This window comes from Intrasporangium sp. DVR (assembly GCF_040365325.1).
GTDB lineage: Bacteria > Actinomycetota > Actinomycetes > Actinomycetales > Dermatophilaceae > Intrasporangium.
The window spans coordinates 105,235-121,512 of record NZ_BAABZW010000003.1; the positions used below are offsets into that span (position 1 = coordinate 105,235).

Sequence of the window (16,278 nt, forward strand, 5' to 3'; positions counted from 1 at the left end):
CTTCGGGAAGTAACCCCTCCATATTGCCACCCCGGGGTCACGAAACGATCATGCGTGGTTTTCGGCCGCCAGCCGGATGGCCGCCCGGTCCGGCTTGCCGGGACCGCGCAGGGGGATCGTGGGAAGGACGACGACCCGCTTCGGCAGGGCAGCGTCGGGCAGTATGCCGCTGAGCTGGGTGCGCAGGTCACCCGCGGTCAGGTGGGTGGTCGGGTCGAGCAGCGTCACGGCGGCGCACACGGTCTCGCCCCATTCGGGGTCGGGGATGCCGAGGACGACGACGTCGGCGACGTCGCGCACGTGGCGAGCGATGGCGTCCTCGACGACGCCGGGGGTCACCTTGATCCCGCCCGTGATGATGACGTCGTCGGCGCGCCCGTCGACGACGAGCCGACCGTCGTCGTCGATGTGCCCGAGGTCGTCGGTGCGGAACCAGCGCACCGCGTCGACGTCCGTCGAGAACGAGTCGGCCGTCAGCTCCCGCTCGCCGAGGTAACCGTGGGCGATGGTGTCGCCTCCGAGGACGATGTGCCGGTCGTTGTCGATGTGCATCCGGGTGACGGGGAGGGGGACGCCGTCGTAGACGCACCCGCCGGCGGTCTCGCTCATCCCGTAGGTGAGGTGGAGCGCGACTCCGGCCTCGCGTGCCCGGTCTGCGAGCGCCGTGGGTGTGGCGGCGCCGCCGACGAGCACCCCGTCGAACGCGGTGAGCGCCTCGAGACCGGCGGCGTCGTCGAGGAGCCGGCTGAGCTGGGTGGGAACCAGCGAGGTGTAACGGCTCGGCGAGCTCTGCGACGCGGTCAGCGTCTCTGCGGCGCGGGCGAACGCGGCCGCGGTGAACCCGCCGCGCAGGTCGAGGGCCACCGGGCGGGTACCCGCGATGAGCGACCGCAGGAGGACCTGGAGGCCTGCGATGTGGTGGGCGGGCAGGGCCAGCAGCCACGAACCGCTGCCGCCGAGGACGTGGTGCGTCGCCGTCGCCGAGGCGGTCAGCGCCGGAGCGGTGAGCAGGGCTCGCTTCGGCCGGCCGGTGGAGCCCGATGTGCCCACGGCCAGGGCCAGCCCCTCGGGGAGGTCGGCCGGATCGTGCGGAGGGATGACCGGGGGAGCCAGCTCAGCGGCATACGGGACGACGGGGGACCGTCCGGCCAGCGCGGCCTCGAGGTCGGTGAGGACGGACAGGGCGTCCGGGCCTGCTGGGACGGGCAACGGACGCGGCGGGGTCATGGCCACATTGTGCCGGTGACGTCGGGCGACGCCGAGGGGTGGCCGCGGTGGCGGCGCCGCGTCACCGAGCGGCCCGTCTCGCGCGGAGACGGAGTGCATGGATCGCGAGGGTCGCGACGTCGGTGACGGCCCACAGGCTCGCAACGAGGGCCATCTGGGTCGCGGCGGGCGCCGGGTTGTAGGGGGAGGGCGGCTCGTTGATGCTGGCGATGAGCAGGAGGAGCAGGAATCCCCCTTGAAGGACGAGGAAGTCCCGGAGAAACAGCCCGTCGTGCAGTCGGTGCTGACCCGGATGCTGCGGCTCGGTCGTCATCGGATGTCCCCCTCCCGGGAGGCTGGGCCCCGGAGCCCCTCGCTCGGTGCCTGAGCGGAGTGTCGTCCGGTCCCGGCTCGGCGCCCAGAGTCGAAGGTCCCGGCCGTGCCGGCGCGCGTCAGCGCGCAGTCCCCGAGGCAGTCCCCGAGGCAGTCCCCGCGACCCGACCGGCTCTGCGCACGGCACCCGGCCCGATCGTCCGCTGGCGCGCCGCCATGATCACCGTCCACGCGAGCATGACCGCGCACACGGGGAACCCGACGTAGGGGTTGAGCGGCAGCAGGATGCCCAGCCCCCCGCCGAGGACCCAGAGCATCTGGAGCATCGTCTCGGACCACGCGAAGACCGACGCCCTGACGTTCTCGGCCACCTCGCGCTGGACGAGCGCGTCGAAGCACAGCTTCGAGAGCTGCGCCGTGAGGCCCTGGACGACTCCGAGCGCGACGAGCGTCCACACGCCGTACCAGATCGCCGTCGCGATGCAGACCGCGGTGGCGGCGAGGACCGAGACCATCGCGACGCGCTCGGGTCGATGCTCACGCAGGGTGTTGCCGAGCAGGCTGCCGAGGGCGTTGCCGACGCCGATCGCGCCGACGGTGAAGGCCAGGACGAGCTCCCCGCGCATCCCGCTGATCGGGTGCTCCTTGGCGAGGAACGCCATGAACATGATCAGGAAGCCGGTGAGCAGCCGCGTCCCGCCGGTGGACCACATGGCGTGCCGCACGGGCCACGGGATGGCGTGCAGCCGCCGGAGGAAGCGCCCGACGAGTCCTGCTGAGTCGACCTCGAGCGCCGCACCCTCGCGCGATGGGGTGGCCGTATGCCGCTGGGCTCGCTGACGCCGGCCCGCCGGCTGGTCGACCGGCTGGGTGTCGCCGACGGAGACCTCGCCGACGGCGCTGTCGACGGCCTCGGGCAGCCGGATGGCCTGGACCGTGCCGACGACGAAGAGGACGAAGCCGACTCGCAGCGCCCACTCGGGCCCGGGCTTCAGGGCCGCGGCGGCCAGCCCGCCCCCGACCAGGGCGCCGATGACACCGGCGATGGACACTCGGGAGTTCGCCTTGACGAGAGAGATCCCGGCGGGCAGCAACCGCGGCACCGCAGCGGAGCGACTGATGTTGTAGGCCTTCGACGCGACGAGGCACCCGAGGGCCGCGGGGTAGAGCCAGCTGGAGTCGTTGGAGATCGCCTCGGCGAGGACCCAGCAGAGAAACGCCCGGCTCGCCATGGTCGTGCCGATGGCCCACCGTCTGCCGTGGCTGAACCGGTCGAGGAGCGGTCCGATCAGCGGGGCGACGAGGGCGTACGGGACCATTGCCAGGACGAGGAAGAGGGCGACCTGGCTGCGCACCTCGGCGGTCTGCGGGTTGAAGAAGAGCGTCCCGGCCAGAGCCAGCATCATCGCCGCGTCGCCCGCCGTGTGGCTCGCGTGGAGCTCCGTCACCCGAGCCAGCCCGGTCTCGCCCGCCCCGCCGGAGTGGGTGAAGGCGTGGAACCTCGCGGTGGCGTAGCGCGAGGTCGCCGCCGTCATCCTGGCACCGGCGACGGCCGCCCTGCCGATGCCGCGCCCGGCCAGTTTCGTCGCGTGCAGTGCCGTCGTGCGGGCCGGCTGGCGGTGGTTCGCCGCGTGTCCACCCACTGGCGCGTCAGGACCTTCGCGCTGCCGGCCGTCGCTGGGAGTGGTCACCCTGCCATCTTGCCCGCTCGGGGCGGCTCCTCGTGCGACACACTCGTGTCCTCAGGCGACATGAGGAGGCATGAGCATTCACGAGACGGGACCGCCGGGACGCGAGCAACGGTTCGCGCGGCTGTTCGACCACGCCTACGCCCCGGTGTTGCGGTTCGTCGAGCGCCGCGTCCACCCCAGCCACGCCGAGGACGTCGTCGCCGACGTGTTCCTCGTCGCGTGGCGCCGCCTGGACGAGCTGCCGCCCGACCTCGACGACGCTCGGGCCTGGCTCTTCGGCGTCGCTCGACGCACGCTGATGGCTGGGGCGCGGGGCCAGCAGCGGCAGCAGGTGCTGGCCGTCCGGATCGCCGACAACCCGCTGGGGCAGCACGTCGCCGAGATCGACGTGGACTTCATGGCCCGGCGGCTGGACGTCGCGCAGGCGTGGAAGCGGCTGTCCGCCGTGCACCAGGAGGCCCTCGCCCTGACCGTCTGGGACGGGCTCGACGCGCCGCGGGCCGCGAAGGTCCTCGGCATCTCCCCGGTGGCGTACCGGCTGCGCCTCAGCCGCGCCCGCAAGGCCCTCCGGGCCCATCTCCAGTCCCTGCCCCATCCCACGCCCGTCCGTGCGGCAGAAGCCGCAGCACCGAGGAGCACCTCATGAGCAAGACCCAGTGGAACGAGTCAGTTGACGTCCTCCTGCGCGACCTCGATGCAGCGCAGTCACCACGTGTCGGCCCGGAAGGGAGCGAGCGCGCTCGTACCGTCTTCGCGCGCATCGTCGCGACCCGGGAGGCGGCGCCTGCACCGGCCCCGGTGAGCGGCGGGGCCGGGGGCCAACGCGACGGCCGAACGTCGGGACGGCAGTCCGTGGCCCGTCGCGCGGTCACGGTCGGCGCGGTGGCCGCCGCCCTGGCCGTCGGGTCCGTCGTGGCACCGAACTTCTTCGGAGCGAGCACAGCGCTGGCATGGTCGGCCGAGCCGCAGTCGCTGACTGCGGAGCAGGTCGAGGAGGCGGAGGCCGCCTGTGACGCCAGCATCCGCGAGTCACAGGAGCACGCCGCGGGGCTCGACCTCCCAGCAGAGCAGCGCCCGGTCGTCACCGAGCTGCGCCCGGTCATCACCGAGCTGCGCGGGTCGCTCGTCCTCGTCTACGCCACCGACTCGAAGCCCGCCCCTTCCACCGTGACGTGCTACGTCAGGGACGGAGAGGTGGTCGCCTCTGGCGGCTCGGCTGCGACGGCCTCGAGCGAGCCGCTGCCGGCGCTCGCGGCGGACTCGCTGCACGGCGACCTCGGTGCCGTCTACAGCACGTCCGGCGGAAGCATCCGCGGTGTCACGGGCGACGTGGGCTCGGACGTCGTCGCGGTGGTGCTCGACAGCGTGGCCAAGGGGCCGGTCACCGCGACCGTCACGGGGGGGCACTTCGCGGCATGGTGGCCGGACGCCCCGACGACGGAAGCAAAGGAGAACGCTGCCGCCGCACCGGAGATCACCGGTGCCACGGTGACCTTGCGCGACGGAACGACCCGCCAGGTGTCGGTGGAGGAGCTGAGCGGCCGCACGACCGAGGAGCTGGCCCGACCCGACACCGGGGGCTCGTCGAGCTGAGCCACCCGCAGGAGGCAGGGTGCCGCTGGGAGCGAGCCAGCGGCACCCGTCCTTCGCCCGGTGGGCGGCGACGTCAGAAGTACCAGGGAAACGGGGTCCAGTCCGGGTCCCGCTTCTCGAGGAACTGGTCGCGGCCCTCGACGGCCTCGTCCGTCATGTAGGCCAGCCGCGTCGCCTCGCCGGCGAAGACCTGCTGGCCCATCAGCCCGTCGTCGGTGAGGTTGAAGGCGAACTTCAGCATCCGCTGCGCCTGCGGGCTCTTGCCCATGATCTCGGAAGCGGCCTGGAGCGCCTCCTTCTCGAGGTCCGCGTGGTCCGCGACGATGTTGACGGCCCCCATCCGGTGCATGTCCTCGGCGGTGTAGGTCCGGCCGAGGTGGAAGATCTCGCGCGCGAACTTCTGGCCCACCGACTTGGCGAGGTAGGCCGAGCCGTAGCCGCCGTCGAACGAGCCCACGTCGGCGTCGGTCTGCTTGAACCGGGCGTGCTCCCGCGAGGCGATCGTCAGGTCACAGACGACGTGCAGGGAGTGCCCGCCCCCCGCCGCCCAGCCGTTGACGACGGCGATGACGATCTTCGGCATGGTCCGGATCAGGCGCTGCACCTCGAGGATGTGGAGCCGCCCACCCTGGGCCTTGACGCGGGCCTCGTCGACGGTGTCGGACGTCTCACCCGCTGCGTACTGGTATCCCGAACGGCCCCGGATCCGCTGGTCGCCACCCGAGCAGAAGGCCCACTTGCCATCCTTCGGCGAGGGACCGTTGCCGGTGATGAGGACGACGCCGACGTCGGGTGTCATCCGCGCGTGGTCGAGGGCGCGGTAGAGCTCGTCGACCGTGTGAGGGCGGAAGGCGTTGAGCACCTCCGGACGGTCGAACGCGACCCGGACCACACCCGACTCCGGGCGCGGGCGACCCTCGACGTGGCGGCGGCGATGGTAGGTGATGTCGGTGAAGTCGAAGCCCGGGACGACGTCCCACTCGCTCGGGTCGAAGATCTCGCTGCTCACGAGTCCAGACCCTAGCGGGCGGTTAGGGTCGCTCCATGCCCGTCCCGCCCTACGTCGCCCACCTGCGGACCATGGTGGGGCAGCAGCTGCTCTGGCTGCCGGGGGCGACCGCTGTGGTGCTGCGTCCCACGGCGGACGGCCGCGGAGGCCCTGAGGAGGTGCTGCTCATCAGGCGAAGCGACAGCGGCGAGTGGGCTCCGATCACCGGGATCGTCGACCCCGGCGAGGACCCGCACGTGACGGCGGAGCGCGAGGCCCTGGAGGAGGCGTCGGTCGTCGTCGAGGTCGAACGCCTCGTGTGGGTGTCGGCCGGGCAGCCGGTGCGACACCCCAACGGCGACGTGGCGCAGTATCTCGACCACACCTTCCGCTGCCGCTGGCTGTCGGGGGAGGCGCGTCCCGGGGACGACGAGGCGAGCGAGGCTCGGTGGTTCCGGCTGGACGCCCTGCCGGAGATGCGCCAGCACTTCCGCGAGCGGATCGCGTGCGCCGTCGACGACGGGCGCGAGGTCCGGCTGGGCGCCGCGCGGCGCCGCACCGAGCGGGCACCGGGGTCATGACACGTGTCGCAGGTGGAGCTCGAGGTCCTGCGCCTGCGCCTCCCGAGTGACCGCCTGGGCCTCGGCGGCCCGAGCGGCGTCACGCAGGGAGACGATCTCGCGCCGCGTCCGCGAGAGGAGCAGGTCCGTCCGGGACAGCGGCTCCAGCTCGATGAGCCCGTGGGGCCGACGGACCCACGGCGGCTGAGGGGCCCCGAGGAGCCGAATGACCGCCTGCGCCCTCGAGGTCGGGAAGGACGCCAGCCCGAGGCGGGTGGTGAGCTCCTTCTGGGTCACCGGCCCCATCGGCGGCTTGAGGCCGTTGGCCTTGAGGACGAGCCAGCACACCACCGCCGCGACCTGCGCGGGGTCGGTCGCCGGGGAGCCGCGGAACACCTCGAGGCCCACGTCGGCCAGCGCGCGGCGGAAGGCCGTGCGCAGCTCCGAGTCGAAGCGCTCCTCGGCAAGCAGGTCGAGCTGGCTCACGGCCCGGCGAAAGCGGGCAACGACGTCGCCGTCCCCGACGGCACCCTCGGGGAGCTGGAAGTCCTCGTCCGGCAGGCTCTCCGTGGTCAGGGTGGCGAGCGCCTCGGCGCCGCCGACGACGTGCTCGAGCCACTGGAGGGTGGCCACCCACGGCCGCGGCTCAGACGGTCGTGGTGGCTCCTCGCGCCAGGGCCGCCGCGAGCGGTCCACCCTGGGGTCGTGCCGCCACGGCGAGTCCCACAGCGACTCGTCCCACGCGTCGACGACGCGGCCGTCGACGAGGACGACGTAGGAGACGGTGCGATCAGGTGCAGCCGAGGGGCCCGGGGACCAGCGGGCGGCCACGGGGTCGTCGTCGTGGTCGCCGACCGGCCAGGGGTCGTCCGTCCAGCTGGAAGCCTCCATCGCGTCGCCTTTCGTCGTGCCGTCGGGTGATGGTCCGACTCTCCCCGCCGGCTCACGCCACCGTCGTCGCCCGCGTCCCGGCTGTGGACAGCGGCCGTCGAGTCAGGGGGATGTGGATACCGGCTCCGGCCGCCTCGCCGCGTCGGCAAGGATGGGGCAACCCGAACACGCCGAGCAGCGGAGGCCCGATGCCCACCCAGACGTCCACCACGATCACGCCACCGGACCAGCGGGTCCACGCGGAGGCCGTCGAGCGCCTTGACGGCCTCGCCAAGCCGCTCGGAGCCCTGGGCCGGCTGGAGGCGGTCGGCGCGTGGCTGGCCGCCTGCCAGGGTGTCTGCCCGCCCGAGCCGATCGAGCACGTCAGGGCCGTCGTCCTCGCCGGCGACCACGGCGTCACCCGGTCCGGGGTGTCCGCCTACCCGGCCGAGGTGACGGCCGCGATGGTGCACGCCTTCGTCGCGGGAGTGGCTGGGGTCAGCGTGCTCGCCCGGCAGCACGGTGCGACGGTGCGGGTCCTCGACATCGCGGTCGACGCCGACCTGTCCAGCGCCCCGGCCGACGTGACCGCGCACAAGCTGACCAGGTCGTCGGGGTCCATCGACGTGACCGACGCGGTCAGCCGCGACCTGGTCGAGCGGGCCCTCGTCGTGGGCGCGGAGATCGCCGACGTCGAGGTCGACGCCGGTGCCCAGCTGCTCGTCCTCGGTGACATGGGCATCGGCAACACGACCCCGTCGGCAGCGCTCATCGCAGCGACACTGGGGCTCGGCGCCGAGGACGTCATCGGCCGAGGCACCGGGATCGACGACGCGGCGCACGCCCGCAAGCTGGAGGTCCTCACCCGGGCGCTGGCCCGGGCCTGCGACGGTGACGGGAGGGTTGAGGACCCCGTCCAGCGACTCGCGGCCCTCGGCTCGGCAGACCTGGCGGTGGGGGTCGGCTTCCTCGCCCAGGCGGCACGACGTGGGGTGCCGGTGCTCCTCGACGGGGTCATCGCGTGCGCCGAGGCTCTCGTCGCCGCGGACGTCGCCCCCGGTGCCCAGGCGTGGTTCCTCGCCGGCCACCGCTCCACCGAGCCGGCGCAGGGGCACGCCCTTGCGGCCCTCGACCTGGAGCCGCTCCTCGACCTCGGCCTGCGGCTGGGCGAGGGGTCCGGCTCGATGGCCGCCGTCCCGCTCGTCCGCTCCGCTGCCCTGCTGATGAGGGAGATGGCCCTGCTCGCCGATCTCGTCGGCCCCTGACCGGTTCGGTCGCACTCTCGGTCATGATGTGGGGGTGGTGACCGACCTGCCCCCCCTCGCTGCGCTCCTCGAGCGCGCGCACGTCGTCTCGATCCCGATGCGAGTGCGTTTCCGCGGTCTGGGGGAGCGGGAGGCACTCCTCTTCGAGGGCCCTTCCGGTTGGGGTGAGTTCGCGCCGTTCACCGAGTACGGCGACGAGGAGTCGGCGCGTTGGCTCGCGGCCGCGATCGAAGAGGCGCACTCCACCCGGCCGACGCCCGTGCGCACCGTCGTCCCCGTCAACGCCACGGTGCCCGCCGTCGCCCCGGACCGGGTGCCGGAGGTGCTCGCCCGGTTCGACGGGTGCACCACGGCGAAGGTCAAGGTCGCCGAGCGCGGGCAGGGCCTGCTCGACGACCTGGACCGCATCGCCGCCGTCCGGGACGCCATGGGTCCGCACGCGCGGATCCGGATCGATGCCAACGGAGCGTGGGACGTCGAGACGGCCACGGAGGCACTGAGGAGGTCAGCGGCATACGGCATCGAGTACGCCGAGCAGCCCTGTGCCACCGTCGACGAGCTCGCCGAGCTCCGGGTCGTCTTGGCCCGCAACGGGATCGACGTCCCGGTGGCCGCGGACGAGTCGATCCGCAGGGCGGAGGACCCGCTGCTCGTCGCCGCCAAGGAGGCGGCTGACCTCATCGTCGTCAAGGTCGCCCCGCTCGGGGGCGTCTCCGCTGCCCTGGACATCGTGGCGGCCTGCGGCCTGCCGGCGGTGGTCTCCTCGGCCCTCGACACGAGCGTCGGGATCTCCGCGGGAGTCGCGCTGGCAGCAGCCCTCCCGGGCCTGGACCACGCCTGCGGCCTGGGCACGGTCGGCCTCTTCGTCAGCGACGTCGCGGCGGACCCCCTGCGGCCTCGCGGAGGCGTCCTGCACCCGCGACGCGTCACGCCCGACGTCGAGGCCCTCACCCGGCTCGCCGCCCGCCCTGACCGGCGGCAGTGGTGGCTCGAGCGCCTCGCCCGCTGCCATGCCGTTCTCGTGGCCGCGGAGGTGGACCGATGATCACGGCCTGCCTCAACGGCGACCGGGCTCCCCGTGCCCACCCGCGCCTGCCGGTCACCCCCGACGCAGTGGCTCGCGCCACCCGCGGCGTCGTCGACGCGGGCGCCTTCATGGTGCACGTGCACCCGCGCGACGAGCAGGGGCGGGAGTCGCTGGAGGTCGACCACGTGCTCGCGACGGTCGGCGCCATCCGCTCGCTGGTCCCCGACGTGCGCATCAGCGTCACGACGCGGGACGGGATCGCGGACGACGACCGGGAGAAGCTCGCGCGGGTGCAGGCCTGGCCGGGGCCCGACCAGGGAGGCCCGGACTGCGCCACCGTCAACTGGCACGAGCCCAGCGCCGTCCGAGTCGCGGGACTGCTGCGCACCAACGGAATCGGCGTCGAGGCCGGCATCTGGACGCCGCACGCCGCGACCGCTTTCGTCTCGACGAACTGGCCGTGGCAGGTGGAGCGAGTCCTCGTCGAGGTGATCCCCGGGCACACCCGCGGCAGCGACGGCCTGTGGGCGGCCGAGCGGGTTCTCGCGGCGCTGGGGATGTCCGCGGCGCCCGTCCTCGTCCACGGTGAGCACGCCTGGGCCTGGCCGGTGCTGCGCTGGGCGCAGCGCTCCGGCTATGACGTCCGCATCGGGCTCGAGGACACCCTCGTGCTCCCCACCGGGCGGGAGGCCCGCGACAACACCGAGCTCGTGGCGGAGGCGCTGAGGTCCGGAGGCGGGGCACCGACCCAGTGGCCGGTGCCAGACCCGTTGTGAGTCAGAGGGCGGCCGCGAGCGCTCGCAGGTGGTCGGCCTCCGCTCGCCGCTCCGCTCGCGACACGGGAACCTCGATGAGCCGTATGCCGCTGGGCTCGCTCCGCAGGGCGGTGGCGAGCCGCTCGGGCTGGCTGATGAGTTCGTGGGCGATGCCGTGCGCGCGGCAGAGGGCACCGAGGTCGGTGTGGTGCGCGGTCCCGAAGACGCGCTCGAAGGCGGGCGCGTAGGGAGGGGCTCCCTGCTCGAGCCCGGCGAAGATCGCCCCGCCGTCGTCGTTGAGCACGACGAAGGTGAGGTCCGGGCGGGGCTCGTCCGGACCGATGAGCAGACCGTTGGCGTCGTGCAGGAGCGTCAGGTCGCCGAGGTAGGCGATGCTGCGTGATGCGCTGGGGCGACCGAGGGCGACGCCGACGGCGGTCGAGACCGTGCCGTCGATGCCGGCGAGGCCACGGTTGCCGACGACGAAGCGGTGCTCGTGCGGCGGCCACGGGCGGCCCATGACGTCGAGGTCCCGGACGACGTTGGACGAGCCGAGGACGAGGGTCGTGTGCGGGCCCACCGCGTCGGCGACGACCGACGCGATGGCCAGGGGTGAGCCGGGGCGGTCGGTGAGGACGTCGTCGATCGCGGCGGCCAGCCTCCGGTCCGCCCCCTGCCAGCGCGCGAACCACGTGGCGTCCTCGGCGTCGGGGCCGGCGTCGCCGCGGGCGCCGTCGGCACGCGCGGCCACGGTCGGGACGTCGTCGAGGACCCGTGCCACGCGAGCGGGGTCGGTGGCCGTGCCCGAGCGGTCGCGCACCGCGAGGATCTCGAGCGTCGGGTCGCTGATCAGCCCGGTCACCGGCCGGGACAGCGTCGGGTGCCCGACGACGACGACCCGCTCGATGTCGGCGCGCAGCGACGTGCCGAGCAGGAGCCGATGGGTGCGGATCGCGTGGTGGCCGACGCGCGCCCCGGACGTCGGCTCCGCGAGCAGCGGCCAGTCGCCGGCCTCGGCGAGCAGGCGGGCGGCCGGGCCCGCGCCGTCACCCGCGACGACGACGGTCCGTGGTCCTCGGGGCAGCACCACGGGGTCCGACACGTCTGCCGCCTCGGACGGGGAGGTCGTGACGGAGGATGGGGAGGTCGTGACGGAGGATCCAGACGGGGTGTCGGGACGGGACCACCAGGTGGCCGGGTCCACGTCGGCAGGCATGAGGTCGCCGTCCAGCTGGAGGTTGAGCTGGGTCGGCCCGGGCCGGCGGCAGGCGGCGGCGGCCGCGTCGGAGATGTCGTCGACGGCCCGTGGACCCGCAGCCAGGTCATGGCACGGCGCGAACGTCCCGAAGAGTCCCGCCTGCGCCGTCGTCTGGTTGGCCCCGGTCCCGCGCAGTCGCTCCGGCCGGTCCGCGGAGACGACGACGAGCGGCACACCCGTGTGGTGGGCCTCCATGACGGCCGGGAACAGGTTGCCGACCGCCGTGCCCGAGGTCGTCACCACCGCGACGGGCCGGCGAGATCCCTTGGCCAGCCCGAGCGCGAGGAAGCCCGCGGACCGCTCGTCGACCCGGACGTGCAGCCGCAGGTCCCCGACGGTGTCGGCGCGGTGGAGGACGAGAGCCAACGGCGCCGACCGGGATCCCGGTGCGAGGACGACGTCGCGGACCCCGTGCACCCACAACGCCTGCACGAGGGCCAGCGACAGCGCGTGGGCACCCGGGGCTGGGAGCGAGCTCAGCGGCATACGGCCACGATCACTCGCTCGTCAGCGCGTCACGCATCGGGATGAGCTTGGCGTTCGACTCGGCCACCTCGGACTCGGGGTCGGAGCCGGCGACGATGCCGCACCCTGCGTACAGCCGGATCGTCCTGGGGTCGTCGGGGAGGAGGGCGCCGCTGCGGAGCGCGATGCCCCACGCGCCGTCCCCCCCGGCGTCCATCCAGCCGACCGGTCCGGCGTAGCGTCCCCGGTCCATGTGCTCGAGCTCGCCGATCAGCGCGACGGCCTGCGCGGTCGGGGTGCCCCCGACCGCTGCCGACGGGTGGAGCGAGGCCGCGAGGGTCAGGGAGGAGGCGTCGTCCGCACTGACCGCGGCGACGTCGGTGGCGAGATGCATGACGTTGGGCAGGTGGAGGACGAACGGCGCCTCCGGGACGTTCATCGACGAGCAGTGCGGGGCGAGGGCCTCGGCGACGGAGCGGACGGCGTACTCGTGCTCCTCGAGGTCCTTCGACGACCTGGCGAGCGAGGCCGCGAGGGCGAGGTCCGCCTCGTCGTCGCCGGTCCGGCGGATCGTGCCCGCGAGGACCCGGGAGGTGATCAGCCCCTGGTCCCGACGGACGAGCAGCTCAGGCGTCGCGCCGAGCAGCCCCGACACGGCGAAGACCCAGGTGTTCTCGTAGCGCTCAGCGAGCCGACGCAGCACCCATCGTTGGTCGATCGGCTCCTTCGCCGTGGCGATGAGGTCCCGGGCGAGCACGACCTTGTCGAGCGCACCGGAGCTGATCCGCTGCACGGCCTCGGCCACGGCGTGGGCGTAGTCGCTCGGCGAGACGGAGCCGTCGGCGAAGGTGACCCCGACCGGCGACGGGGGCTCCGGTGCGACGGCGGGGGTCTCGAGTGGGCGCAGCTGCGGCTCGAGGGTCACCGAGGTCACCCACGTCCGGCCGTCGCGTCGGCCCACGATGGTCGAGGGCACGACGAGGCGGGCCGGCTCGGCGGAGTCGTCCGCGAAGGGGAAGGAGCCGAAGCACACGAGGCCGGTGCCGGGAACGCCGACCTCGTCGCGGACCACCGCCCGCGCGGCCACCGACCGCCACCACGCCTCCGCCTCGCGGAACCGGCCGGGTCCACCGGCCGAGAAGTCGACCGCCGTGCCCCACCCGACGAGTCCGTCCCCGCGACGGACCCACGAGACGACGGGGGCTGAATCGCCTGCATCCCCCGCGCCGGGCAGGTAGGCCAGCAGCGGTTCGTCCGAGTCGAGGGGCACGGTCCGGACGATGACCGCGGGTGCGACCGACACGGTCGACACGGTCGACACGGTCGATGCCGCCGACGCGGTCGATGCGGTCGACGCGGCGGGTGCCTCGGGGACAGGGAGCGATGACATCGCCCGTAACTCTACGACCGCCCGGCCCGGTCCGACGCCATCGCCGGCCCCCGGTGCGACCAGCACCACACCGGGCACCGAGCAGCACCCCGGCCGCTGACGCCGGTGTGTCATGAGCAGCCCGGTGCGCCGGGGACCCGGGATGGGAGGATGGCTCCATGACTCGTGCCCAGCTCGACAAGAAGCCCGTCGACGTCGCGTCGATGTTCGACACCGTCGCCGAGAAGTACGACCTCACCAACGACGTCATGACGGCGGGGATCGACCGGCTCTGGCGGCGCGCGGTCGTCAAGGCGGTCGGCGCCCAGCGGGGCGAGCGCATCCTCGACATCGCGGCCGGCACCGGGACCTCGAGCGAGCCTTGGGCGGACCGGGAGATCGAGGTCGTGCCCGCCGACTTCAGCCTCGGGATGCTGCGCGTCGGGCGGCGCCGCCGACCCGACATGGCCTTCACCGCCGCCGACGCGATGAGACTGCCCTTCGCCGACGCCAGCTTCGACGTCGTCACGATGAGCTACGGGCTGCGCAACGTCGCCGACATGGACCGGGCGCTGGGGGAGTTCCTCCGCGTCACGAAGCCGGGCGGCCGCCTCGTCATCTGCGAGTTCAGCCAGCCGGTCAACCGCGTCGTGCGCAACCTCTACGGCAACGTCGTCCTCCGGGTGCTTCCGGGCATCGCGCGGCGCACCGCGAGCAACCCGGAGTCCTACGTCTACCTCGCCGAGTCGATCCGCGAGTGGCCGCCACAGGGCGAGCTCGCCCGCCGGATCGAGCAGGCCGGCTGGTCCGGCGTCGCCTGGCGCAACCTGACCGGGGGCATCGTGGCGCTCCACACCGCCGTGAAGCGATGACGCCAGTCGCGCCGGCCTCCCCGGGCTGGGTTAGGTACGCCTTATCTGACAAGTTCGAGCGGTCCGGAGTAGGGTGCTCGAGAGTTCGTGAACCGATTCACAAGCAGCGCGCGCAAGCATTCGGAACCTGCAGGGAGCCATGAGCACTACGAATGTCGACACGGCTGACGTCATCGTCGTCGGAGCCGGTCCCGGAGGATCTGCCACCGCCGCATACCTCGCGATGGCGGGCATCGACGTGCTGCTCCTCGAGAAGACGCACTTCCCCCGCGAGAAGGTCTGCGGTGACGGCCTCACGCCGCGCGCGGTCCGCGAGCTGATCAACCTCGGCATCCCGACCCCCGAGGCCGACGGCTGGATCCGCAACAAGGGCCTGCGCATCATCGGCGCCGGCATGCGCCTCCAGCTCGACTGGCCCGAGAACGCCGCGTTCCCGCCCTACGGCCTGGTCCGGACGCGGATGGACTTCGACGACATCCTCGCGCAGCACGCTGTCAAGAACGGCGCCCGCCTCGTGCAGGGCTGCAACGTCACCGGCCCGATCACCGACGCCCGCGGCGCGATCGTCGGCGTCACTGCCAAGGGTGTCGACGAGGCCGGCCGCGCGACCGGGGAGACGCACGAGTACCGCGCGCCGCTCGTCGTCGCCGCCGACGGCAACTCCAGCCGCCTCTCCCTCGCGATGGGCCGCGAGAAGCGCGACGACCGCCCGATGGGGGTCGCCGTCCGCACCTACTACACGAGTCCGCGCACCGACGACGACTACCTCGAGTCGTGGCTCGAGCTCTGGGCCAAGGACCCGTCCGGCAAGGACGTGCTCCTGCCCGGCTACGGCTGGATCTTCGGCGTCGGCGACGGCACCAGCAACGTCGGCCTGGGCATCCTCAACACGTCCAAGGCCTTCGGCAACGTCGACTACAAGGACGTCATGCGTCGGTGGGTCGCGACGATGCCCGAGGAGTGGACCTACAACGACGACACGATGACGCAGCCGATCCGTGGGGCAGCCCTGCCGATGGGCTTCAACCGGCAGCCGCACTACGCCGACGGTCTGCTCCTCGTCGGTGACTCCGGCGGCATGGTCAACCCCTTCAACGGCGAGGGCATCGCCTACGCGATGGAGTCCGGCCGGACCGCGGCCGAGGTCGTCGCCCATGCCTTCGCCCGGGCGGACGTGGCCAGCCGCGAGCGGGTCCTCCAGTCCTACAACACCAGGATGAAGCAGGACCTCGGCGGCTACTACACGCTCGGTCGGCACTTCGCGACGATCATCGGCAACCCCGAGGTGATGCGCCTCGCGACGAAGTACGGCCTGCCGCGCACGACGCTGATGAAGTTCCTCCTCAAGATCATGGCCAACCTGGCCGAGCCCGGTGGCAGAGGTGCGAGCGACCGCATCATCAACGCCCTGTCGAAGATCGCGCCGGACGCATGACGACAGCCGTGCCGTATGCCGCTGGGCCGGCTGTCCGAGGGACCGCGCGCCCCGGTGTGGGGTGGAGTTTGTGACCCGGAGCACAATCGTCTCCGACGCCCCTAGGATGGGTGCGCCGAGCACTGTCAGCCAGGGTGGCCACCGTCGCCGCCGCTGCCACGACCGAAAGGCATGTGACCGAGGATGAACCCGTACGTCCCGATCCTGTTCATGTTGGGGCTCGGCTTCGCATTCGCCGCGTTGTCCGTGGGTGCCTCCCTCGTCATCGGCCCGAAGCGCTACAACCGGGCCAAGCTCGAGGCCTACGAGTGCGGCATCCAGCCGACGCCCCATCCGGCCGGCGGCGGTCGGGTGCCGATCAAGTACTACCTGACGGCGATGCTCTTCATCGTCTTCGACATCGAGTCGGTCTTCCTCTATCCGTTCGCGGTCGCGTTCAACCGGCTCGGGCTCTTCGCGCTCGTCGAGATGGTCCTGTTCATCCTCACCGTCTTCGTCGCGTACGCGTACGTCTGGCGGCGGGGCGGGCTCGAGTGGGACTGAGCGACAGCGTGGGCCACGGAGTGGAGCACCCAGTGGAACGGGCCGAGC

16 protein-coding genes are annotated in these 16,278 nt (G+C 72.9%); 9 read left to right on the top strand and 7 right to left on the bottom strand.

Features of this window, described 5'->3' with window-relative positions:
- Positions 1-48 precede the first annotated feature (48 nt).
- The 3 genes from menE to ABWV20_RS03425 form a co-directional block, all read right to left on the bottom strand.
- Positions 49-1,227: an o-succinylbenzoate--CoA ligase gene (gene menE / locus ABWV20_RS03415; RefSeq protein ID WP_353353395.1), complete on the bottom strand. Its 1,179-nt coding sequence runs from the start codon at positions 1,225-1,227 to the stop codon at positions 49-51.
- A 61-nt stretch (positions 1,228-1,288) separates the two neighbouring features.
- Positions 1,289-1,540 (bottom strand): hypothetical protein, encoded by a 252-nt coding sequence (locus ABWV20_RS03420; RefSeq protein ID WP_353353396.1) that lies wholly within the window; start codon positions 1,538-1,540, stop codon positions 1,289-1,291.
- Between the two features lie 118 nt (positions 1,541-1,658).
- Positions 1,659-3,230, bottom strand: a complete 1,572-nt coding sequence (locus ABWV20_RS03425) for an MFS transporter (protein WP_353353397.1) — start codon at positions 3,228-3,230, stop codon at positions 1,659-1,661.
- A gap of 70 nt (positions 3,231-3,300) precedes the next feature.
- On the opposite strand from ABWV20_RS03425, the gene ABWV20_RS03430 reads away from it, so the two are divergent.
- On the top strand, positions 3,301-3,876 hold the full coding sequence (locus ABWV20_RS03430) for an RNA polymerase sigma factor (protein WP_353353398.1): 576 nt from the start codon (positions 3,301-3,303) through the stop codon (positions 3,874-3,876).
- Positions 3,873-4,823, top strand: a complete 951-nt coding sequence (locus tag ABWV20_RS03435) for a hypothetical protein (protein ID WP_353353399.1) — start codon at positions 3,873-3,875, stop codon at positions 4,821-4,823. Before ABWV20_RS03430 ends, ABWV20_RS03435 begins: the two co-directional genes overlap by 4 nt.
- Before the next feature lie 73 nt (positions 4,824-4,896).
- On the opposite strand, the gene ABWV20_RS03440 is transcribed toward ABWV20_RS03435, so the two are convergent.
- Complete coding sequence (locus ABWV20_RS03440) at positions 4,897-5,832, bottom strand: 1,4-dihydroxy-2-naphthoyl-CoA synthase (RefSeq protein ID WP_353353400.1); 936 nt, start codon at positions 5,830-5,832, stop codon at positions 4,897-4,899.
- A gap of 35 nt (positions 5,833-5,867) precedes the next feature.
- Between ABWV20_RS03440 and ABWV20_RS03445 the strand changes: the two genes are divergently transcribed.
- The gene (locus tag ABWV20_RS03445) at positions 5,868-6,392 is read left to right on the top strand and encodes an NUDIX hydrolase (RefSeq protein WP_353353401.1); all 525 of its coding nucleotides are present in this window, start codon (positions 5,868-5,870) and stop codon (positions 6,390-6,392) included.
- On the opposite strand, the gene ABWV20_RS03450 is transcribed toward ABWV20_RS03445, so the two are convergent.
- A complete protein-coding gene (locus tag ABWV20_RS03450) occupies positions 6,387-7,262 on the bottom strand; it encodes a hypothetical protein (protein WP_353353402.1) in 876 nt (291 codons plus the stop codon). The two genes, ABWV20_RS03445 and ABWV20_RS03450, sit on opposite strands and share 6 nt — an antisense overlap.
- A 188-nt stretch (positions 7,263-7,450) precedes the next feature.
- Between ABWV20_RS03450 and cobT the strand changes: the two genes are divergently transcribed.
- From cobT to ABWV20_RS03465, 3 genes are read left to right on the top strand one after another with little or no spacing between them, the layout of a single operon-like run.
- Complete coding sequence (cobT, locus tag ABWV20_RS03455; RefSeq protein ID WP_353353403.1) at positions 7,451-8,506, top strand: nicotinate-nucleotide--dimethylbenzimidazole phosphoribosyltransferase; 1,056 nt, start codon at positions 7,451-7,453, stop codon at positions 8,504-8,506.
- A gap of 37 nt (positions 8,507-8,543) precedes the next feature.
- A complete protein-coding gene (locus tag ABWV20_RS03460) occupies positions 8,544-9,551 on the top strand; it encodes an o-succinylbenzoate synthase (RefSeq protein WP_353353404.1) in 1,008 nt (335 codons plus the stop codon).
- Complete coding sequence (locus ABWV20_RS03465) at positions 9,548-10,309, top strand: 3-keto-5-aminohexanoate cleavage protein (RefSeq protein ID WP_353353405.1); 762 nt, start codon at positions 9,548-9,550, stop codon at positions 10,307-10,309. Before ABWV20_RS03460 ends, ABWV20_RS03465 begins: the two co-directional genes overlap by 4 nt.
- 1 nt (position 10,310) lies before the next feature.
- On the opposite strand, the gene menD is transcribed toward ABWV20_RS03465, so the two are convergent.
- A complete protein-coding gene (gene menD, locus ABWV20_RS03470; protein ID WP_353353406.1) occupies positions 10,311-12,032 on the bottom strand; it encodes a 2-succinyl-5-enolpyruvyl-6-hydroxy-3-cyclohexene-1-carboxylic-acid synthase in 1,722 nt (573 codons plus the stop codon).
- A 10-nt stretch (positions 12,033-12,042) separates the two neighbouring features.
- On the bottom strand, positions 12,043-13,401 hold the full coding sequence (locus ABWV20_RS03475) for an isochorismate synthase (RefSeq protein WP_353353408.1): 1,359 nt from the start codon (positions 13,399-13,401) through the stop codon (positions 12,043-12,045).
- 158 nt (positions 13,402-13,559) lie between these two features.
- Between ABWV20_RS03475 and ABWV20_RS03480 the strand changes: the two genes are divergently transcribed.
- The 3 genes from ABWV20_RS03480 to ABWV20_RS03490 all read left to right on the top strand — a co-directional run bounded on the left by ABWV20_RS03480 (position 13,560) and on the right by ABWV20_RS03490 (position 16,230).
- A complete protein-coding gene (locus ABWV20_RS03480) occupies positions 13,560-14,252 on the top strand; it encodes a demethylmenaquinone methyltransferase (RefSeq protein ID WP_353353410.1) in 693 nt (230 codons plus the stop codon).
- Positions 14,253-14,391: 139 nt separating this feature from the next.
- Positions 14,392-15,687: a geranylgeranyl reductase family protein gene (locus ABWV20_RS03485; protein WP_353353412.1), complete on the top strand. Its 1,296-nt coding sequence runs from the start codon at positions 14,392-14,394 to the stop codon at positions 15,685-15,687.
- Positions 15,688-15,870: 183 nt separating this feature from the next.
- Positions 15,871-16,230 carry an NADH-quinone oxidoreductase subunit A gene (locus tag ABWV20_RS03490; protein ID WP_353353413.1) on the top strand — a complete coding sequence of 120 codons (360 nt, stop codon included), beginning with the start codon at positions 15,871-15,873 and terminating at the stop codon, positions 16,228-16,230.
- The last annotated feature ends 48 nt before the right edge of the window (positions 16,231-16,278 follow it).